The organism is Streptomyces parvus, assembly GCF_032121415.1.
Classification (GTDB): domain Bacteria; phylum Actinomycetota; class Actinomycetes; order Streptomycetales; family Streptomycetaceae; genus Streptomyces; species Streptomyces globisporus_A.
This window is the reverse complement of the sequence record NZ_CP135079.1, coordinates 6,982,989-7,004,480: the sequence shown is the minus strand read 5'-3', so window position 1 is coordinate 7,004,480 and position 21,492 is coordinate 6,982,989. Positions and strand designations below refer to the sequence as shown.

Genomic DNA, 21,492 nt, shown 5'->3' with positions numbered 1-21,492 from the left:
CCCTCTGCGTCCTCATTCAGCGGCCGATTTCCTTGCGGTTGATCCTGCGGAGCCTGCGCCGCTGGGACGGGTCCAGCAGCAGATAGCCCGCCACGGGGACACCGATCACGACCAGCAGCGCCCACCAGAATCCGATCAGGGGCCACAGGACGGCTGCCGCGAGGACACCCCCGATAGCGACCTTCGCACCATTCGACATGGTCCACGCCTCCTTCGCGGCCGGCGCCGCTCCTGTTGTGGGAACGCCTCCGCGCTCTCTTACGTTCCCCGGCACCCCGCGCTACCGCAGCGGCTCACCGACGTCGTGCATGTGCGCCAGCGCCTGGCGGTAGGACTCGATCAGTCCGGTCTCCGTGTACGGCATGCCGATGCCGGCGCAGTGCGCCCTGACCAGGGGCTGGGCCAGCCGCAGGTTGGGGCGGGGCATGCTCGGGAAGAGGTGGTGCTCTATCTGGTAGTTCAGCCCGCCGAGGAACCAGTCGGTCAGGACGCCGCCCCGTACGTTGCGCGAGGTCAGTACCTGCCGCTGGAGGTGGCCCCAGCGCTCGCCGTCGGGGTCGGGCATCTCCATCCCCTTGTGGTTGGGGGCGAAGGCCAGGCCCAGGTGGAGGCCGAACAGTGCGTGCAGCACCAGGGCGAAGACGACGGCCTTTGCCGGGGACAGCGTGCTGAACAGCAGCGTCGCGTAGAGGGCGAAGTGCGCGGTCAGCAGCAGCGCCGAGACGGCCCGCTCCCGCAGGGGCTGTCGGCTCAGGAACTGGAATCCGTAGATCTTCAGGGCGATGCCTTCGAGCAGCAGCATGGGGAAGAACAGCCGGGCCTGGTTCCTGGTCAGCCAACGGGCGGAACCCTCCCGCTGCTCCGCCTGCTTCTGGGTCCAGACCAGGGCACCGACGCCCACATCGGGGTCCTTGTCGATGTGGTTGGGGTTGGCGTGGTGGCGTACGTGCTTGTCGTTCCACCACGCCTCGTTCATGCCCAGGAGCAGATTGGCGTGGACGAGAGCGATCAGCCTGCTCGTCCTGCGGTCCGCGGATATCTGCGCATGCCCCGCGTCGTGGGCGACGAAGGCCGTACGGGTCCACAGGACCGCCAGGGGCAGGGCGAGGAGCAGGCTCCACCACGTGTCGCCCAACAGGACGAAGCCGGTGAGCAACGCGCCCAGGGCCGCGAGATTGGCGGCGATGCCGAGCACATACCGGTCGGTGCGGCGCTCCAGCAGACCCTGGTCCCTCGCGGCACGCAGCAGCGGTGCGAAATCGCTCCCGGCCGCCGCGGCGCGTGCGTCGGCCCGGCGCTCCGGGCTGCTTTCGTCGGCGGGATCCGCAACAGTGGCTGTCGCCTGGGGCATGACGTCTCCGGTCTCTGGAACCTCTAAGGCGCTGACCTCATCGAACGTAGTGACCGAGGGCCGATGGGAGCCATGGCGCCACCACCCTGATCGCCCCTGGGGCAGACCCCGTGCCCGGTGGTGGGGCTGGCTGCACCATGGAGATACCGCCACCAGAAAGCGTGACGCACGCCACACGACCATGCGGCCCGCCATCGAGCAAAGTGGAGTACCCTCGGCGACTCCGCCCACTAGTCAAGTTTGAGGAATCAGCCATTCCTGTGCACAGGCACCCTGCGCCAAAGCCGTCCGAGATCGCCGACCTGTCCCGCTGCTCCGCAATCTTCGTCCCCGCCGATCCGGCGCGTAACAGCATGATCGTTTTCTGGGACCCGGACGGGAGCACCCCCTGCGACACTCCCGGGACCGTGTCGGAGCTGACCGTGGTCGACGCCGACCTGCGGCCCCGTACGGTTTCGGCGCTGTTCCTCCCCGTGCGGGACGCCCTTCCGGTACTGACCCGGGCACGCGCCGCCGCGCAGGCCTCCCCCGCCACCGCTTTCTGGGGCGCGGGTGCGCTCCTCGCCCTGCAGTTCGTCGCCCGCGGCCTGCTGCTGCCGGGGCTGAGCCCCGCCGACCACGACGCCTGGCGGATCGGGCCGTTGAGCGCCGAGGACCTCGAACGGGTCCGGGAGCTGGCGGCGTCGATGCCGCCGACCGCGCACGCGACCCCGGTTCCGGACGCGACGGCGAACGACAGCGACGCCGGCGCCGAACCGCTGCTGCCCGAACCGGAGCGCCTGCTGCGCGCGTTCCTCGATGCGGTGGCGGACGCGATGCCCCGGACCCCGGCCGCGGGGTTCGCCGCCGCCGGTCCCGCGTTCACCGCCCAGCAGCCCCAGCAGCTGCCCGAGGGACGGGCCTGGGCGGCCGATGTGGCGGCCGGTCACGACGCGGGCGTACGGCTCTCGTTGCGTATCGAGGTGTCGGGCCTTGCGTCGCGGCGGAGCGGCGCGGAAACGGGCCTTGAGACAGCCCGGGGCGTGGAGGGCTCCGGATCAGGAACGGACGGGGGCGCGCCGTCGTTCCGTGCCGTGCTGCAGATCCACAGCGTCAGCGATCCCTCCCTGGTCGCCGATGCGGCAGAGCTGTGGGCGGGCGGCTCGCGGACCGCTGCCGCGTTCGGCCCGCGGGCCCGGATGGACGCTCTGCTCACGCTGCGGCGGGCCGCCCGCGCCTGGCCCCCGCTGGCACCGCTGCTCTCCGCCGCGGTGCCGGACTCGGTGGAACCGGCCGACGAGGAGATCGCCGAGTTGCTGGGGTCCGCCTCGCGCGCTCTGGCCGCCGCCGGGGTGCAGGTGCACTGGCCCAAGGAGCTGGCCAGGAAGCTCACCGCGCGCGCCGTGATCGGCCCGGACGACCGCGACGCGCCGGACCAGGACGTCTCGGACCGGCAGGGCGACGGGCCCCGGGGGCGTACGGCCGCGGACGCGCCCTCGTTCCTCTCCGCCGACGCGCTGCTGTCGTTCGACTGGCGGTTCGCCCTGGGCGACCAGAAGCTGACCCGCGAGGAAGTGGACCGGCTCGCCGAGTCGTCCAGGCCCATCGTGCGGCTGCGTGACCAGTGGGTGCTCATCGACCCCGAGGAGGCACGTCGGGCGCGGGAGACCCAGGACCGCAAGGTCACTCCGATCGACGCACTGGGCGCGGTGCTGACCGGCTCGACGGAGGTGGACGGCCGGCGTGTCGAGGTGGCGGCGACCGGCTGGCTCCAGCAGTTGCGGGACCGGCTGGCCGATCCGGAATCCGCCGCTCAGCAGTCGGTCGGGCAGCCCGAGGCACTCACCGCGACCTTGCGCGACTACCAGTTGCGCGGGCTGAACTGGCTGAACACCATGACCTCGCTCGGTCTCGGCGGCTGTCTCGCCGACGACATGGGCCTCGGCAAGACGATCACGCTCATCGCCCTGCATCTGCACCGGCAGAACGATCGGGACGCCGCCGGGCCGACGCTGGTGGTGTGTCCGACGTCGCTGATGGGCAACTGGCAGCGGGAGATCGAGAAGTTCGCCCCGGGCACCCCCGTCCGCCGCTTCCACGGGGCGTCCCGTTCCCTGGAGGATCTGGTGGACGGCGAGTTCGTGCTGACGACGTACGGCACGATGCGCCTCGACGCACCCCGGCTCGCCACTGTGCCCTGGGGCATGGTCGTCATCGACGAGGCCCAGCACGTCAAGAACCCCCACTCGGCGACGGCCAAGCAACTGCGGACGATCGGCGCCCGGGCCCGGGTCGCGCTCACCGGCACCCCCGTGGAGAACAACCTCTCCGAGCTGTGGGCGATCCTGGACTGGACGACGCCCGGTCTGCTCGGCCGACTCGGCACCTTCCGTACGCGCTACGCCGCCGCGGTCGAGGACGGCAACGATCCGGCCGCCGCGGAACGACTCGCCGCGCTGGTACGGCCGTTCCTGCTGCGCCGCCGGAAGTCCGACCCGGGCATCGCGCCCGAGTTGCCGCCGAAGACCGAGACCGACCGGGCCGTGTCGCTGACGCCGGAACAGACCGGTCTGTACGAGGCGGTGGTCCGCGAGACCCTGGCGGAGATCTCCGCCGCCGACGGCTTCGAACGGCGGGGGCTCGTGATGAAGCTGCTGACCTCGCTCAAGCAGATCTGCAACCACCCGGCGCAGTTCCTCAAGGAGGAGCAGCCGCGGATCGCGGACCGGTCGGGGAAGGTCGAACTGCTGGACGAACTCCTGGACACCATCCTGGCCGAGGAAGGCTCGGTGCTGGTCTTCACGCAGTACGTGCAGATGGCGCGGCTGCTGGAGGAGCACCTGGCCGCGCGCGGGGTGGACACGCAGTTCCTGCACGGTGGTACGCCGGTGGCCCGGCGCGAGGAGATGGTGGCCCGCTTCCAGACGGGCGAGGCACCGGTGTTCCTGCTGTCCCTCAAGGCGGCGGGGACCGGGCTCAACCTCACCCGTGCCGGTCATGTCGTGCACTTCGACCGCTGGTGGAATCCGGCGGTCGAGGCACAGGCCACGGACCGGGCGTACCGGATCGGCCAGACGCAGCCGGTTCAGGTCCACCGACTGATCGCCGAGGGCACGATCGAGGACCGGATCGCCGACATGCTCGCCCGCAAACAGGGCCTCGCGGACGCGGTGCTCGGCTCCGGCGAGGCGGCGCTGACCGAACTGACCGATGCGGAACTGGCCGACCTGGTCCAGCTGCGAGGGGGCGCGCGATGAGCGACGAGTACGGGTACGAGGACGAATCCCCGTACGGGACGGAGTACGGGGCGGGCGACGCGGAGGCCCCGGGCGGGGACGACGGGGCCGGTGCGTCGCGACACGGCGGGCGCGGTCCGGAGCGTACGTTCGCGGCGCTTCCCCCTGCGCAGGGCCGGGGTTTCGCCACGTCCTGGTGGGGCCGGGCATGGCTCCAGGCGCTGGAGGAGACGGCGCTGGACGGGCAGCAGCTGAAGCAGGGCCGCCAACTGGCCCGGAAGGGCGGGGTCGGGGCGGTCTCCGTACGGCCGGGGCGGATCACGGCGATGGTGCGGGACCGCGACGGCACGGCCTACCGCAGCGACGTCCTGCTCCAGCAGCTCGGTGCGGAGGCCTGGGACCGGTTCCTGGACATGGCCGTGGACCGGGCCGGGCACATCGCGGCGCTGCTGGACCGGGAGATGCCGCCGCATCTGGTGGAGGACGCGGCGAGCGCCGGGGTCGAGCTCCTGCCGGGCATCGGGGACCTGGAGCCGGAGTGCACCTGCGGGGCCTGGGACCACTGCCCGCACTCGGGCGCCCTCTGCTACCAGGTGGCGCGGTTGCTGGACGAGGACCCGTTCGTCCTGCTGCTGATGCGGGGGCGCGAGGAGCGGCGGCTGCTGGACGAGCTCCAGGTGCGCAGCGCCGCCCGTGCGGTCCGGCTGGGGGACGGAGGGGAGAGCGGGGCCACCGACGATGCGGAGCGGGAGGTTGCCGGGGTCCCGGCCGGGGACGCGTTCGCGGCGGCCGGAATCCTTCCGCCGCTCCCCGCTCCCCCGTCGGCCCCCGACGCCCCCGGGCTCGGGCCGTCGCTGGACACGGAGACCCCGCCCGCGCCCGGCATCGACCCGGCGGCGCTGGAGGTGCTGGCGGCCGACAGCGCGGTGCGGGCCCACCGGATGCTGCTGGACGCCCTGGCTCCGGGGCACGAGGAGCAGCCGCTCCCGGCGGAGCTGACGCCGCAGCAGGACGCGGTGCGGCTCGCCGCGGATGCCCGGCCGGACGCGCGGATCGGGGCGCGGCTGGCCGCGGGGTCCGGCCGCCCGCCCGCGGACCTGGATGCGGCGGTACGCGCCTGGCGGTACGGCGGGGTCGCGGCACTCGCCGTGCTCGACGAGGGGTGGGCGCCGGACCCGGAGGATCTGGGGCGGGCCCGCGCCCGGCTGGGCGAGGCGTGGGAGGCGGGTGAGCGCCCGGCACTGCGGGCGAGCGGGCAGGCCCGCTGGACCGTGGCGGGCGCCGACCTCCAGCTCCGGCTCGACCGGGACGGGCGGTGGTGGCCCTACCGCAAGGAGCGCGGACGGTGGGTGCCCGCCGGACCGGCGGACGACGATCCGGCGGGGGCGCTGGCGGGCGCCGAGGACGGAGCGTAGGACGGTATGAGCGGGGTGGGTGCGGCGGACTGACACGGCCTGGGCAGGGGGGCTGGTCCCCACCGGGGAATCGGGAACGCTTCGGTGTGGTCCGGACGCGTGGGAGCCACCCGCGCGTCCGGACAGCGGCTTCGGGAACCGGACATCCGATGCGCTCGTCATCTGCTGCGGCAGGGGTGATCGACGAACCGCGGCCCTCGCCGCCCCACCCGCCGTACGCCCCTGCCCCTCAGCCGCACCCGGGGGGGCCGGCCCAGCCCAGGAGCGCTGTTGAACCGCAGAAGGATCATCCAGTACGCCGCCGCCACGATGGGTGCGGCGGCCGTCCTGCCCTCGTCGGTCCGGGCCGTCGCCGCGCCCAAGGGCCCCACCGACTACGCGACGGCCCTCTGGGTTCCGGCCGCCCCCGCCAACTACACCGTCCCCTCCCGCCCTTCCGAGCGCCGCATCGACCGTGTCGTCATCCATGTCGCCCAGCAGTTGTTCACGCCGACCGCCGGTATCTTCCGCACCCCCTCCAAGCAGGTGTCGGCCCACTACGTGGTGCGCTCCGGCGACGGCCATGTCGCCCAGTGCGTACGGGAGAAGGACATCGCCTGGCACGCGGGCAACTGGAGCTGGAACACCCGGAGCATCGGTATCGAGCACGAAGGGTGGGTGGACCGCCCTGAGTTCTTCACGGACGTCATGTACCTGCGGTCCGCCGGGCTCACCGCCGACATCTGCGAACGTCACGGCATCCCCCAGGACCGGGAGCACATCGTCGGCCACCACGAGGTACCGGGTAGCGACCACACCGACCCGGGCGTCCACTGGGACTGGGAGCGCTACCTCCGGCTCGTCCGCGACGCCGCCTGAGCCCTCTCCCCCGCCACCGGTGGTGATGACTCTCCGCACCGAGGTTGTCGCGGAGGCCGACGGGGACGACGATGGGAGAGCACGACGGCCCTGGACGGGAGGGTGAGTTGACGGATCCCTGGGTGGCCCTGGCGGCGGATACCGATCCCGGTGAACGGAGCGGCGCGCTGCGCCGCGCCCACGATGTGTTCACCTCGGCGGGTCGGCTGGAGCGGCCGGTGCGCGCGGTCGTCGGCGCGTCGTGGCGGCGCTCGGCGCGCGCGAGGGTCAGCCCGGACGAGGCCCCCGTCGTCGAGCTCGGCCCGGACGAGCTGGGTCCTTACCGGGCGGCGCACCCGTTGGCCCGCGCGATGCCTGTGATCCGTGAACTGATGGGGGCGTACGCCACGGACGGGGAACATCTCCTGGCCGTCTGCGACGCCCACGGCCGCCTCCTGTGGGTGGAGGGCCACACGGTGGCGCGGCGGGCGGCCGGGCTGATGAACTTCGTGGAGGGCGCCCGGTGGGCCGAGTCCGTGGCGGGGACGAACGCGCCGGGGACGGCCATCGCGGTGGACCGTCCGGTCCAGGTCTTCGCGGCCGAGCACTTCCTGCGACCGGTCCAGCAGTGGACGTGCGCGGCGGCACCGTTGCACGATCCCCGTACGGGCCGGGTGCTGGGTGCCGTGGACATCACGGGCGGGGACCGGCTCGCCCATCCGCACAGTCTGGCCTTCGTCCAGGCGGTGGCCCGGGCCGCCGAGTCGCACCTCGCGCTGCTGACACCGCCCGACGTCGATGCGGTGCGGCTGAGTGCGCTGGGCCGGGACGAGGCGCTGCTGGTGGCGCGCGGGCGGCGGTTGCGGCTCAGTCGGCGGCACAGCGAGATCCTGGTCGCCCTGGCCCGCCGGCCGGAGGGCCTGAGCGGGGACGAGCTGTTGGTCGAGCTGTACGAGGAGGAGTCGGTGACCCCGGTGACGCTGCGGGCGGAGCTCTCCCGGCTCCGGCGGCTGCTGGGCCCCGATCTGCTGGACTCACGCCCGTACCGGCTGGCCGTCCCGGTGGACGCCGATTTCGACACGGTGACGCGCCGACTGGGCTCGGGCGCGGTGGCGGCGGCGCTGGACGCGTACGCGGGCCCGCTGCTGCCGGGTTCCGGGGCCCCCGCGGTCGTACGCCTGCGGCGGCGGATCGAGGAGCAGTTGCGGGCCGCGCTGATCGCCCGGGGTGATCCGGGGCTGCTCGCCGACTGGGCGTACAGCCCGTGGGGCGAGGAGGACCTGCCGGTGTGGCGCGCGCTGGCCGGGGCGGTCCCGGCGGACCAGCGGCCGGCGTTGCAGGCCCGGGTCCGGGGGCTCGACGCCGAGCAGCGCGGCTGACAGCCGCCCGACAGTGCAACGCGCTTGCAACGTCCCCGTACCTAGCCTCGCGCCGAGGGCCGTCCAACGGCGGGCGGCACCGGATCCGGGAGGCCACAGAGATGACCCGTTACGCTGCGCCGGGCGCCGAGGGCGCGATCGTCACGTACGCGCCCCGCTACGACCACTGGATCGGCGGGGAGTACGTGCCGCCGGCCCGGGGTCAGTACTTCGAGAACCCGAGCCCCGTCAACGGCCGCCCGTTCACCGAGATCGCGCGCGGCACGTCCGAGGACGTCGAACGGGCCCTGGACGCGGCCCATGCGGCGGCTCCGGGCTGGGGCGCCACGTCCGCCGGGGACCGGGCGTCTGTGCTGAACAGGATCGCCGACCGGATGGAGGCCCACCTGGAGGAGCTGGCGGTCGCCGAGAGCTGGGAGAACGGCAAACCCGTGCGGGAGACCCTGGCGGCCGACATCCCGCTCGCCATCGACCACTTCCGCTATTTCGCGGGTGCGCTGCGCGCCCAGGAGGGTTCGCTCAGCGAGATCGACGACGACACCGTCGCGTACCACTTCCACGAACCGCTGGGCGTGGTCGGGCAGATCATCCCATGGAACTTCCCCATCCTGATGGCCACCTGGAAGCTCGCCCCGGCGCTCGCCGCGGGCAATGCGGTGGTCCTCAAGCCGGCCGAGCAGACGCCCGCCTCGATCCACTACTGGCTGAGCCTGGTGGCGGATCTGCTGCCGCCGGGCGTCGTCAACATCGTCAACGGTTTCGGAGCGGAGGCCGGCAAGCCGCTCGCCTCCAGTCCGCGCGTCGCGAAGATCGCCTTCACGGGTGAGACCACGACGGGGCGGCTGATCATGCAGTACGCCTCCGAGAACATCAAGCCGGTGACGTTGGAGCTGGGCGGCAAGTCACCGAACCTCTTCTTCGACGACGTCTCGCGCGCCGACGACGACTTCCTCGACAAGGCCCTCGAAGGGTTCACGATGTTCGCCCTCAACCAAGGCGAGGTGTGTACGTGTCCGTCGCGCGCTCTCATCCAGCGCGGCCACTACGGAGCGTTCCTGGAGGCGGCCATCGCCCGCACGGAACAGATCGTGCCGGGCCACCCGCTGGACACCGCCACGATGATCGGCGCCCAGGCCTCCAACGACCAGCTGCAGAAGATCCTTTCGTACCTGGACATCGGCCAGCAGGAGGGCGCGAAGATCCTGACCGGCGGTCAGCGCGTCGAACACGGCGGCGAGCTGGAGGGCGGCTACTACGTCCAGCCGACCGTCTTCGAGGGCGACAACCGGATGCGGGTCTTCCAGGAGGAGATCTTCGGCCCGGTCGTGGCCGTGACGTCCTTCACCGACTTCGACGATGCCATCAGCACGGCGAACGACACCCTGTACGGGCTGGGCGCCGGAGTCTGGACCCGCGACGTCAACACGGCCTACCGGGCGGGGCGCGGGATCAAGGCCGGCAGGGTCTGGACGAACTGCTACCACGCCTACCCGGCGCACGCGGCGTTCGGCGGCTACAAGCAGTCGGGCATCGGCAGGGAGAACCACAAGATGATGCTGGAGCACTACCAGCAGACGAAGAATCTTCTCGTCTCGTACTCGGCGCAGAAGCTCGGCTTCTTCTAGAGGTTGTCCCGTAAATGATCTGAGGCATGCAGGCTGACCTGCTTGTTTGCCTGTCATCCGGTGAGGGTGAGGTTGTGCAGGCGGGTGATGCCGAGCATGGCGTGGTGGACGCCGTCGTCCTTGAGGCGGCAGTCGCGGAGGATCTTCCAGCTCTTCATGCGGGCGAAGGTGTGCTCGACGCGGGCTCGCACCTTGCGGTGGGAGGCGTTGTGCTCCTCCTTCCAGGCCGGTAGTGCGGTTCCACAGCCGGGGGGTGCGGGCCCTGCGCACCTGGGTACCGACGCTCGGCGCGGCCGCGCCCCGACTCGTGGCCGCCGACCCCGGGCTGCGGGCGGTCGCTCTCAGTGAGGTCGCCGGCCGGTCGCTGCACGGGGCCATGCTCCCCGACCTGCAGGAGCGGCAGATCTTCCGCCGGATCGGGGAGCTGGCCCGCCGGATCCACGACTCCGCTCCCCCGCGCCCTTCTCCCGATGGCGCGGGCCCCGCCCTCGGCATCGCCGACCGGCGCCTGACCGCAGCACGCTCGCTGCTGGCCCCCGGGGACGAGGCGTTCGTCCGCGATCTCGTCCGCCGGGCGGAGGCGCTGCCCGCACTGGAGTGGGTGGAGACCCACGGCGACTTCCAGCTCCTTCATTAGCCAAGTCCAGTGTCGGGTAGTGCGGCGTCGGCTACTTCGCGCTGGTGGCCCCGCAGGGTGGTCTTGGGGCGGGGGCTGTCGCCGCTACCTCCAGCCGATTGGCTTCTCACGCAGTTTCGCGAGCCTCTGGCTGGTCGGCAGGCCGGGGAGCGGCAGATATCCCGTGTTGGCGATGCGGGTACGGGGCGGGACATGGTGTAAGGGCGGTTACAGCATGAGAGGAGCGATACCGCCCGTATCTGCCAGGGAAACCGGCCGAGGTTTGACGATCGGTCTCCGCACCTGCGAGCCGGGTCCCGGACTATCTGCCCGAGCGGCACCCCTGACTCTGCTCACGGGAAGATGCCGTGAACAACGCCAGCACCCTCCAGCACTCGCGATAGTCAACCGCTCCTATAATATGGATTTCCGAAATATACTTCACTCTTTCGGGCGCAATAGTCGCAGTAATTTGCATGTAGCCGCCTTGTGCAAGATCATCACGGGGTGAGTATTTTGAGGGAGCAGGAAGCGTCAGGCATGCGAATGGGGGCGGAGTTTTCCAGGCCGTGGCCGCTGCGCGTCAATCCGCATGTCGACCAGGCTAGGGATAGCGCCATCGCGTGGATGCTGGAGTTCGGTCTCCTGCGGGGTGAGCGGGCGGTGCGTGAATTTGTGGATTGGCGGCTCGCCGAGGTTGCCGCTTTCTTCTATCCCAGAGCCAGCGCCGAGGACTGCTGTACGGCGGCGCAGATGATGGGTTGGTACTTCCTGCCGTTTGACGACCAACTGGACGGTGATCTCGGTCGTGACCCGCACCGCGTGTCCCAGGTGTGCACTGCTCTCATCGCGATTGTGCACGGCACTACGGACGCACGGTCCCATGATGCTCCCACTGTACGGGCTTTCGCTGATCTGTGGGGGCGGATGGTGAGGGGCATGTCGCCGTCACTGCGTAGTCGCGTCGCATTTCACTGGTCATCGTATTTTTCGTCTCAGCTGACTGAGGCAATGGACCGTAGCAACGGATATACCTACCTCGACCTTGAAACCTATTTCGATTTCCGGGCGGCCACCACGTGTGCGTTCGGGCAGAACGACCTTGCGGAAAAATGGGGCGGCAGTGAGGTGCCAGCGGTCGTGTGGCACCACCCGGTGCTGAAACGGATGCGCCAGTTGGGAGCGGACCTGGTCGCTATCAGGAACGATTCCATGTCCACGTCGCACGAGGACGTCGATGGTCTGCACAACGCGATCCACATCATTGAGCGCACTCAATCGTGCACCCGGGAAGAAGCGGTGGAGCGAGCCTCTGCGCTCGGGCAGGAAAAGGTGTCCCAACTGGTGGCGATCGAGGAGGAACAGCTTCCGCAGCTGCTGAGTCACCTCGACGGCGCACAACAGCGTGCGGTTCTCGGGTACGCCGACACCATTCACGACTGGATCTGCGGGGATTACGAGTGGGAGCAGATTTCCGCGCGTCATGCGTCTCACCGTCCGATGCCGGAGTGGGCCTCTGAGCTGCTCGTGGCGGCGGGGAGTTGAGGACCAAGTGACGCACGTGGCCGATCAGACCCAAAGGGCCGGCACAACACCGCAGGTCCCCTGTGCGCGGGGAGGTGTTCCCCTGCTGGGGCATCTCAGGCAGCTGCTCGCGGACCCGACGGGCTTCTTGATGTCGTTGCCCTCCTACGGCGATCTGGTGGAGATCCGGCTGGGGACCCGCAGGACGCTGGTGGTGTGTGGTCCGGAACTGGTCTCTCAGGTTCTGGTGAAGGATCATCGCCCGTTCGACAAGGGCGGGCCGTTCTTCGAGAACGTCGCCGAGTTCTTCGGGAACGGCCTGGCCACCTGTCCCGACGCGGTCCACACCAGGCTGCGGCGGTTGACTCAGCCGGTCTTCCGCAGGGAGCAGCTCGCCGGGTACAGCGATCTCGTCGGCCGGGAGATCGAGGCCGTGACCGGGTCGTGGCGTGAAGGGCAGGTGCTGGATGTCTACCAGGTGATGCAGGAGCTGGCCATGCGCATCACCGTCTCCACGATGTTCGCGTCCTGGTTCTCCGGCTCCCAGGCCGGCAGCGGCGCGGTGCGGGAGACGCTGGGGCATGTGGACACTTTGGTCTCCGGGGCGTTTGTGCGCATGGTCGCGCCGGGTGCGGCCCGGTTGCCGCTGCCGTCCAACCGCCGCTACGAGCAGGCCCGCGGCGCTCTGTACGGCAAGATCGAGGAGACCGTCGCTGCCTATCGTCGTGGTGGCCAAGATCGTGGTGACCTGCTGTCGAGGCTGATGGCCCATGACGAAGGCAGCAAGGACACGTTGTCCGACACCGAGATCCGTGACCAGGTGATGACGATGTTCATCGCCGGGATCGGTACGACGGCCGCCATGCTGGCCTGGTCCCTGCACTATCTGTCTCTGGACGGCGACCTGGATGCGGAGGTCGCGCGGGAGGCGAAGGCCGCGAGCAGTGGCCCGGTCGCGCTTCACGACGACCTGACGCGTCTGCCGACCCTGGACAAGGCCGTAGCGGAGACGTTCCGCATCCGGCCCGCGGCCTGGATGTTCAGCCGTGTGACGGTGACCGAGACGGTTCTGGGCGGCTACCGCATCCCTGCGGGGTCGGACGTGCTGATCAGCCCCTACATCCTCCACCACCGCCCGGACCTGTTCACCGACCCGGACCGGTTCGATCCGCAGCGCTGGGACGACGTCAGTGCCGACTGGGCGAGAGCCGAAAGGGCGGCGATGATGATTCCGTTCGGCACAGGCTTCCGGAAATGCATCGGCCGCGACTTCTCGGTCATGAACATCACCCTGACTCTGGCGTCCATCCTCAAGACCTGGAAACTCACCCCGGCCACCACCGCCTCGGTGACCCTCCAGGGACGCAGCATCATCGAGCCGCGCGGCTTGGCTCTGCGGCTGCAGCGCCGGCAGTTCCCGCTGCCCCGGCAGGGCGAGGCGGTGACCCCCCGATGACAGTGGCCCCGCTTTCTGCAGTGAAGACCGCCCCGGGCAGCCTTCCGCTGCTCGGGCACGCCCTGGGGTTGCTGCGCGATCCCGTGCAGCTGCTGCAGTCGGTCCGCGGCGCCGGTGACATGGCGCGGATCAGGATCGGCCCGCTGGATGTTTACGTCCTCAACTCGCCGGAACTGGTACGGCAGATGCTGGCCTCGGATGCCAACAGTTTCCGCAAGGGCCGCTTCTACGAGAAGTTCCGCCCCTACCAGGGCGACGGCCTGTTCACCGTGGACGGCGACTTCCACCAGCGCCAGCGCCGACTGGTGGCACCAGCATTCAGCCGCGAGCGGCTCAAGGGCTACACCGATGTCATGCGCCGTGTCGCGCAAGCACGCACGGCCCACTGGGCCCCGGGCGGCGAGATCGACGTCCGCGCTGAGATGTACGCGCTGACGAGCGAGGTCGTGGCGAAGGTGCTCTTCGGCAGCGAGCTCGACGAAGGCGATGTAGAGCGCATCCGTCACTGGTTGCCGGTGTTCATCCAGGGCATGGGGCGCAAAGTCGTCTCCCCCTTCGGCTGGCTGGACCGTCTGCCCACTCCTGCCAACCGGCGTTTTGAGCAGTCGCGGCACGAACTGCGCTCTCTGGTCGACGGCCTGGTGCGCGCCCACGGCCAGGATGCGGTCGACGGTGGCGATCTGCTGTCCATGCTGATCGCGGCACGCGACGCCGAAAGCGGACGGGCCATGGACCCCGGCCAGGTCCGCGACGAAGCCATGACCTTCCTCACCGCCGGTATCGAAACCGTCGCGACCACCCTCACCTGGCTCTACTACGAAATCGCGCGCACCCCAGGGGCACAGGACCGCCTGGAAGCGGAGCTGGACGAGGTCCTCGGCTCTCGGCCGGTGACCTTCGATGATCTGCCCCGCCTGCCGTTCACACAGAGCGTGGTGCGCGAGACGCTCAGGCTCCACAGCCCCGCATGGATGCTGATGCGCCGGCCCACGGCGCCCACCGTCCTGGGCGGTGTGCAGATCCCCGCCGGTACCGAACTTCTGTGCAGCCCAGCCACCCTCCACCGTGATCCCGGCCTCTACGACCAGGCGACACAGTTCCTGCCCGACCGCTGGCTGACCGCCGACACCGCCGGGCCCGCTTTCCTCCCCTTCAGCGCAGGCCCCTACAAGTGCCTCGGCGATCACTTTGCCCTGACAGAGCTCGCGGTCACCGTCGCGACGATCGGGGCCCGTTGCCGGCTCACCTCCATCTCGGCCCGTGCCCCTCGCGAAATCGCCGGCGCCGCGCTGTCCCCCGACCGCCTGGTCATGACCGCGCACCCACGCGGCCCCCGGCAGACGCCCTCGGACCAGCCGGTCGACACCGACCATGCAGCGACGCACGGTGCTGGGCAGGCCCTTCCCCAGGGCCTGCCTCATCAACTTCCACCGGAAGACCGCTCGGCGAACCACCGGGTCACCTGAGCAACAAGCGCCCACGCCACAGCGGGAAACACCACCACGATTCGCACGCGAATCAGGAAAGAGTACGAACATGCTCGGACAGCTGCAGAAGACCAACATGGACCGCGTCTTCGACACGCTCGATGTCACCAGCGACGGCCACCTCAGCGCCGACGACTTCCAGGCCCTCGCCCAGCGCATGCGCAACCTGCGCCCCAACATGGACGCCGAGCTCGCTGCTGAGATCGACGACGCCTTCACCTCCTGGTGGGAGCACTTCCGCAAGGCCGCCGACACCGACGGAGACGGCCGCATCAGCCGCGAGGAGTTCATCTCCGCCGTCGACCACGGCCTGCAGAACGACCCCGCCTACGCCGACCGCATGGTCAAGGTCTCCCAGGTCACCTTCCGCGCCGCCGACGCCGAGGGCGACGGCTACCTCACGCCGCAGCAGGTCACGCGCATCTACGAGGCGTACGGCGTGGACGCACAGCACAGCAAGGAGACCGTTGCCCGCCTCGACCGCGACAGTGATGGCCGCATCAGCGTCGACGAGTTCGTCCAGGCCGCGCGCGAGGTCTACCTCAGCAACGACCCCACCGCCCCCGGAGTCGTCATGTTCGGCCCCGTCGCCTAACACTCAGCCGCCACTGACCTGACGCCCTCACAAAGGGGAAACTCGTCACGGCCAAGCTTCAGCAATGGATCCCTGGGATGCGAAACCAGGGATCCACCCCTCACGCATGCTCAGCCGTAGCCTCAAGTCCGGCTTCCCGAAGATGCGGTTCCGCCCCCTCGGTAGAAGACTGTGCGTCGGTCATGACCCGTCACGTGCGGGAGCCGGCCAGCCGCGTCACCTGCTGCGCTTGCGGGCTCTTCACGCGTCTGTTCGAGCTCAAGTGACAGCTCAGCCGTGGCACGAAGAAGGGCTCGCACCCGCTCACGCTCTACGGCAAGTTCACCCTTGGCCTTCGCCAGGACATGTCTCATGGTGGTGTTCTCCTCGGCGAGGCGCTGAGCGTCCTGCGGCGTGAAGTTCTGTGCAGTGGCCTGTGCTTTGAACTCGTCCATGAGGTCCTTGTGGTCGCCACAGACGATGTCGCGCCGCAGTCCGCACTCGGTGATCAGCTCGGTTCCCGTGCGTTTGCCGGCCGTGGAGCGGAAGTGGGTGCCGGTCAGGAGGTGCATCGCGGCGGCTCGTATCGCCTCGCGTTCCGCAGTGCGGTCTCTGTTCTTGCGGGCCATGCGGCCTGGGCGCCTTTCGTGTGCGCAGCTGCGGGTCGCGTCGCCTCGTGTTGTTCGATCAGCGTGCGGGTCTGGTGAGCCGCCTGCTGCCTGTCGACCGCCTGCGATCACCAGGCCGCGTCTTCCGTGTCGACGCGTTCCGCCATGGCTGCTCCAGCCTCCTCCTCGTCCCGGGCGGCACGTCCGAAGCTTGCTGGCGGCGAGCACCGCCAGCAGGTCATGCGCTGGCACCTGCTGCTGCTGACCGGGCACAGCCCGCCCACGCCACAGGGAGCCGCCGCCCGCTTCGCCTGGAGCTGCACCGAATTTCGTTACCGCGCACCACTGCCCCTTGCGTGCCTTCCTACACGAACAGGCAGAGCAGAACCTGGCGGCCCGCGGCATCGACGAGCCGGTGACCTGGGAGCCACCAGCCCAATGGGTCCGCGACGTCAACTGGCCGGGCATCGCACCCGAACAGGTCGACACCACGGCGCTCCGTGCCGCCCTCGACTGCAATGACACGATCGCCCCGGTCACCGAGGCCACCGGGATGACCGCAGAGCATCTCCGCCTCTGCTTCGAGATCGACGACACCGTCACCGGCCCGCCGGACCAGCTTCTGGGTAAGATCCGCGCGCCAGACCCCGCCACCCGAGCCGCGGTACTCGCGCCCCGCCGGCTGCGTGAGCTGTACGTCACCGACCGGAAACCCACAGTGGAGACCGCCGCCATGGCCAAGTGCGCGGCCACCACCGTCCGCGACCTCCTCGCCCTCGACAACATCCCCCTGCGTACGGCCGCCCCGCCCGAGTCCTTTCGCGCCTGGTTTCGACGCGAGCACGTCGAAAAGCGCCGGCCTATGAGGGAACTGGCACACGAAGCCGGCATAAGCACCGGGAGTCTGTCGGGGAAGGCACGCCGGTGCCGCATCGCCATCCACTCCCCGGGCGGCTACAACGGCCTCGGCCACCTCGACCTGCCCCCGCAGCTCTCACTGGCGATGCAAGCGGTCACCGACGGCCGCGAAGCCCTGGATCGGCTGCGCACCATCGTCCAGCTCGCTGGCTACGACAGCATTCCGGTGGCCGCCGAGAGCTTCTACGGAGGCAGGCACACCGCCCTCGCCGCCCGCATCCGCGCGATCGAGCACAGGGCCGGCTTCCGCATCATCGACCGCGACACCCGCCCCCTCGCCCCGACACCCCGCGGGCGCGACTTCCTGCGAGAAGCACAACAGATCCTGCGCATCGCAGACGCCGCCGAACCGGGCTGGCCCGATCCGCCGTGAGCACGCGGGCGGGCAACGTCCTCAAACACGTGCTGCGACAGGGTTGTTGACCTTCCAGACACCGTTTCTGGCCATTCCCGGCAGAGTTTGCTGCTGTTCCGAACAAGCTGTGTAGCTTTCGAGCGGTACGGAAGGCGTCGTTGCCTTTGCGCCAGACGTCGTTGGTGCCTGGCAGTCATGGCGACTGCCCTTCCTTCCTCCTCAGACGGGACACGTGATGAGCACTCCGAGCGCCGGAACACCCGCGACCGCCCCGACGACCTCGGCGAGTACGCCTGCCCCGTCCGAAGCGGACAAGACGATGCTCGACGGCCCGACGCCGAAGGACCTGCTCCCCACCACCGGCAACTACCCGACGGAGATCGTCCGGTACCGCTCGGTGGTGCTCACCGACATCCCCGGGGCGAATCCGGCGCGCAAACTGACCGGCGCCATCGACCTCGGCGAGGAGAACCTGCCGTTCTACGACCGCCCGGCCGAGGGCATGGTCATCACCACGGAGCAAAGCTGGTCGGCCCAGGGCGTCACGCTCGGCCGCCTGCTGCATAGCCTCGCGCTCGCGCCCGGCGAGAGCACCAGGGTCGCGGTCGTCGACTGGCAGCGCACCACCAGGGCCACCGGCACCGAGACGGCGTCCGAGGACGAGGCGCTGTCCGGAACCACCGAGCAGAACCGGTCGATCAGCGAGGTCGCGAACGCGATCGCCCGCGAGGAGCAGGACGGCAGCTCCCTAGGGTTCCAGTCCAGCCAGTCGTCCAGCTCAGGCGGCAGCGTCGGCGTCGCACTCTTCGGCATCGGCGGCGGCGGCAACTGGAGCAAGTCGTCGAACACGGGCATCGCGACGTCGGTGTCGCGCTCCACAGGCGTGAAAACGGTCGCGCAGGAGGCGACGCAGCGGATCAGCGCGCGGACCCAGCAGCTGGCGACCGCGGCCCGCACCCGGAACATGACGGTCGTACGCGAGACGATGCAGACGGAGAAGGACCAGGTCATCACCCGGGTGGTCACCAACTACAACCACATGCACGCGATGTCGGTGCAGTACTACGAGGTCGTCCAGGTCTACAACGTGACGACCAAGCCGACCAAGCTGGAACGCTGCCTGTTCATCCCGCTGCAGGAACTCACCTTCACCCACACCAGCCTCCAGCGGTACAAGGAGGTGCTCGCGTCGGTGGCGCCGGTGGACTGGGCGGCGAAGATCCGCGCGGCGAATCCGTTCGACACCGCCGTGCGCAGGCTCGACGCGTGCTCGGCACCGGAGGTGCCGAGCACGCAGGAGTTCGACGGGGTGGAGCTGGCCGACATCGCCGCTTCGACGATGGGCGTGTACGGGGTGCGCAAGGCCGACGGCAGCCCGGTCCGGTTCGACCCGGCGACGCAGCGGTGGAATGCGCTGCCCACCACGGGGCTGGGCGGGGGCCTGTCCCGCATCGCACCGGGCAAGAACACCGTCTGGGCACTCAGAGCCACCGACAACGTGATCGTCCAGTTCGACGGGACGACCTGGCGAACTGACCCGGCGACCGGGTGGGGGCTGCGCATCGCCTGCGGCGCGGACGACTCGGTCTACATGATCGGCACCAACAACATAATCCATCAACGTGGCCAGAACACATGGTCGAGCCTGGGCGTCACGGCCGACGACATCGCCGTCTCCGGCAAGGACAAGCTGTGGTACTCCCGGCAAGGGGTCGTGTACGAGCGCAGTGGCACCGGCTGGGTGCAGCGGAGCGGGCCGGGCGTGCAGCGTCTGTCCGCCACGCCCGACGGTGCGCTCTGGGCCGTCGTCCAGTCCCAGTCCAGCACCGAAACCATGCCCTTCCTGGTGGAGTCCGGTGCGACGACCATGGTCCGTCCCACGGCCGGCGGCCTTCAGAGCGTCACCGGGCTGGCGCAGATCGCCTCGGCCGCCGGCGGAGACAACTGGGTGCTGATGAGCAACGGGGCAGTGCGCCGGATTCTGCAACGAGAGGCAACGTTAGCCTTCGACGACGAGCCGAAGGAGGACTCCTCCTACGCGTCCAGGATCGACGTCTGGTCCGACGACACCGGAATCCGCGGCATCCAGGTGGTCTTCCCGAGTCACACCTTCGGCTGCGGCGACATCGGCGGCTCCGGCGCGCAGCAGGCGTCCTACACCTTCCGCGGCGCCGACAAGCTGATCTCCTACGACGCCTGGTCCGGCAAAACCGCCCGCGGCAGCCTCTCCGGGCTGCGCCTGAAGATGACGTCGGGCGTAGCCAACTTCGGCGTCGCCGCGACCACCACCGTCGCACCCGACCTGTCCGAGGACGCCGGGGGCGCCTCGGCCATCTGCGGGCTGTTCGGCTCGACGGTGAAGTCCGGCAGCCGCACCTACGTCGCGTCGCTCGGCTTTCACGTGCGGGGCGGAAACGTGCCCCAGGCGGTCCTGGACCACCTGAACGACAACCGTCGGCACTACAGCCAGGCCGTGTGGGCCAACGCCGACGAGCTGACGCTCAGCCGCATCCTCGCCAACTACTCGTACGCTCCGGCGGGTTCGACCGCCGCGCCGTTCCCGCTCGGTACCCTGCTGGACCCGAAGCCGATCGCGGCCACCGGGAACTACCTCGGCTTCCGCTGGAACTTCGCCAGCGAGGAGGAACGGGAGGAGTGGACCGACTCCCGCAAGGCGAGCGACAACACGTTCGGGGCACCGGTGACCAACACGATCGCCATCGCCACCAACGGCGTCTTCGCCGAGGCCGTCCTCGGCCGGTCCAATTCGGCTGAGAAGATCGACCTCACTCGCTTCTGGAACTGGAAGGACTCGCCCATCCAGATCACACCGGCCGACATCGCCCCCGTGTCCACCGCCTCACGCGCGCAGAACCTCGACACCACGGCGGCCGGTATGGGCGCCTCCCAGGTGAAGTTCGCACCGCCGGTGGTGATGCCCGACCCGGTCGGCCTCCAGACGGTGCAGGCCCTCGCCACCGCGAACCTGTTCCGCGACATGAGCGGCCTCGACACCATGAGCCAGGTACTCAGCAAGGGCATCGAATCCGCCGCCACCAACGACAAGGAAGCCGGAGTACGCGCCCAGGAAGCCCTGAAGACCGCCACCGAACACCTCCAGAAGATGGCCCAGATCGCGGTTGATGCGGCCGGCAAGGCGGCACCGGCCCTGACCGGCGGAGGCGGAAACCTCAGCGCCCTCGGCGGGATGCTCAACCAGGGCGGCCAGACCGACACGCCCAAGCCCACCCCCGGTGGGGATTCCGACGCGAAGCCCTGACCACCGCGCCGTGCGGGTCCAGGCCGCTGCCCGGACCCGCACGGCGCCCCCAGGGCAGCCGTCACGGGGGCCGTCCGGAGGAACTTCCCGCATCCCTTCTTCCAGGCCGTCCCCTTCCGAATAAGTTGAGCTGCGGGCCCGTGCCCCGATGATGTTGACCGGCACGATGGCCAGGTGCGTGCTGCTCTTGTTTCGGGCGACCTGTGGCAGCGGGTGGCTCCGCTTTCTGCCATCCGCCCCGTGCGGCGCCACCGCCTTCCCCGCGGACCCGGGGCGGGCCGGCGGTGATCCGCTTTATCTCGGTGCCGACCACAGGCTCCGCTCGGTAGTAGCCGACGGCCGTGCTGCCCGCCCCGCTGCCCGGGTAATGGCGGACAGCCCGCTCCGGACGCTGCATCCGGCTCTCCCGCTGCGGAGCCGTCTTCTCTTCCCAATTTCACGCCAGCCGGTCGCTATCCAGACAGATCAGGGGAAGCCAGCACCGATGTGAAGGTCTCGTGGAAGGATCACTGCCAGTGACACGGCGCGCGCCAACAACTCCTTTGTGTCACCGATCCCTGCCGCCGTGCGGGTAGGTACGTCCATCGCCGTGACGCGTCGTGACCTGCCACTGAGGGCCGCCGCGGTACGACTCGATCCCTTCGGAGGGCGCACCATGCCCCGTTCCACCCTTACCGCGGCTCCGGCCCGTCGGCGCGGTCTTGTGGTCCTCCTCACCGCGGCGGCCACTACGTGCGGCATGCTCGCCCTGGCCGCACCCGCCCAAGCGGATTCCGTCGTCGACCTCGCCGCGCCGGCCGGGCCCGTCCAGGTGGACGCCCCTACACCGTCACCCTCGACGTCCCCAACTCC

15 protein-coding genes and 1 pseudogene are annotated in these 21,492 nt (G+C 69.9%); 12 read left to right on the top strand and 4 right to left on the bottom strand.

Annotation, left to right across the window (positions count from 1 at the left end):
• Positions 1-16: 16 nt before the first annotated feature.
• Complete coding sequence (locus tag RNL97_RS32385; protein ID WP_030590831.1) at positions 17-199, bottom strand: hypothetical protein; 183 nt, start codon at positions 197-199, stop codon at positions 17-19.
• A gap of 81 nt (positions 200-280) precedes the next feature.
• Positions 281-1,351, bottom strand: coding sequence for an acyl-CoA desaturase (locus RNL97_RS32380; protein WP_030590833.1), 1,071 nt, complete (start codon positions 1,349-1,351; stop codon positions 281-283).
• A 260-nt stretch (positions 1,352-1,611) separates the two neighbouring features.
• Between RNL97_RS32380 and RNL97_RS32375 the strand changes: the two genes are divergently transcribed.
• From RNL97_RS32375 to exaC, 5 genes are all read left to right on the top strand, one after another.
• Positions 1,612-4,587, top strand: a complete 2,976-nt coding sequence (locus RNL97_RS32375) for a DEAD/DEAH box helicase (protein ID WP_030590835.1) — start codon at positions 1,612-1,614, stop codon at positions 4,585-4,587.
• Complete coding sequence (locus RNL97_RS32370) at positions 4,584-5,981, top strand: SWF or SNF family helicase (protein WP_030590837.1); 1,398 nt, start codon at positions 4,584-4,586, stop codon at positions 5,979-5,981. Before RNL97_RS32375 ends, RNL97_RS32370 begins: the two co-directional genes overlap by 4 nt.
• Before the next feature lie 270 nt (positions 5,982-6,251).
• On the top strand, positions 6,252-6,839 hold the full coding sequence (locus tag RNL97_RS32365) for an N-acetylmuramoyl-L-alanine amidase (protein ID WP_030590839.1): 588 nt from the start codon (positions 6,252-6,254) through the stop codon (positions 6,837-6,839).
• Positions 6,840-6,946: 107 nt separating this feature from the next.
• Complete coding sequence (locus RNL97_RS32360) at positions 6,947-8,197, top strand: GAF domain-containing protein (protein WP_032766467.1); 1,251 nt, start codon at positions 6,947-6,949, stop codon at positions 8,195-8,197.
• 101 nt (positions 8,198-8,298) lie between these two features.
• Entirely contained in the window at positions 8,299-9,822 is a 1,524-nt protein-coding gene (exaC, locus tag RNL97_RS32355) for an acetaldehyde dehydrogenase ExaC (RefSeq protein WP_313751566.1), read from the top strand.
• A gap of 53 nt (positions 9,823-9,875) precedes the next feature.
• Here the strand turns inward: exaC and RNL97_RS32350 are convergent.
• A pseudogene (locus RNL97_RS32350) lies at positions 9,876-10,061 on the bottom strand (transposase); the annotation flags it as partial.
• Here RNL97_RS32350 and RNL97_RS32345 point away from each other — a divergent pair.
• The 5 genes from RNL97_RS32345 to RNL97_RS32325 all read left to right on the top strand — a co-directional run bounded on the left by RNL97_RS32345 (position 10,055) and on the right by RNL97_RS32325 (position 15,500).
• A complete protein-coding gene (locus RNL97_RS32345; protein ID WP_050500163.1) occupies positions 10,055-10,459 on the top strand; it encodes a phosphotransferase in 405 nt (134 codons plus the stop codon). The pseudogene RNL97_RS32350 and the gene RNL97_RS32345 overlap by 7 nt on opposite strands.
• 486 nt (positions 10,460-10,945) lie before the next feature.
• A complete protein-coding gene (locus RNL97_RS32340) occupies positions 10,946-11,983 on the top strand; it encodes a terpene synthase family protein (protein ID WP_158709155.1) in 1,038 nt (345 codons plus the stop codon).
• A gap of 16 nt (positions 11,984-11,999) precedes the next feature.
• Positions 12,000-13,418: a cytochrome P450 gene (locus RNL97_RS32335; protein ID WP_243316191.1), complete on the top strand. Its 1,419-nt coding sequence runs from the start codon at positions 12,000-12,002 to the stop codon at positions 13,416-13,418.
• Between the two features lie 20 nt (positions 13,419-13,438).
• Positions 13,439-14,884 carry a cytochrome P450 gene (locus RNL97_RS32330; RefSeq protein WP_050500165.1) on the top strand — a complete coding sequence of 482 codons (1,446 nt, stop codon included), beginning with the start codon at positions 13,439-13,441 and terminating at the stop codon, positions 14,882-14,884.
• A gap of 70 nt (positions 14,885-14,954) precedes the next feature.
• On the top strand, positions 14,955-15,500 hold the full coding sequence (locus RNL97_RS32325; protein WP_279344059.1) for an EF-hand domain-containing protein: 546 nt from the start codon (positions 14,955-14,957) through the stop codon (positions 15,498-15,500).
• 122 nt (positions 15,501-15,622) lie between these two features.
• On the opposite strand, the gene RNL97_RS32320 is transcribed toward RNL97_RS32325, so the two are convergent.
• Positions 15,623-16,108 carry a hypothetical protein gene (locus RNL97_RS32320; protein ID WP_158709156.1) on the bottom strand — a complete coding sequence of 162 codons (486 nt, stop codon included), beginning with the start codon at positions 16,106-16,108 and terminating at the stop codon, positions 15,623-15,625.
• 331 nt (positions 16,109-16,439) lie between these two features.
• Between RNL97_RS32320 and RNL97_RS32315 the strand changes: the two genes are divergently transcribed.
• Both RNL97_RS32315 and RNL97_RS32310 read left to right on the top strand, forming a co-directional pair.
• Positions 16,440-17,378 (top strand): LysR family transcriptional regulator, encoded by a 939-nt coding sequence (locus tag RNL97_RS32315; RefSeq protein WP_030590865.1) that lies wholly within the window; start codon positions 16,440-16,442, stop codon positions 17,376-17,378.
• A gap of 217 nt (positions 17,379-17,595) precedes the next feature.
• Positions 17,596-20,640: a hypothetical protein gene (locus RNL97_RS32310; RefSeq protein WP_199814250.1), complete on the top strand. Its 3,045-nt coding sequence runs from the start codon at positions 17,596-17,598 to the stop codon at positions 20,638-20,640.
• Positions 20,641-21,492: the final 852 nt, after the last annotated feature.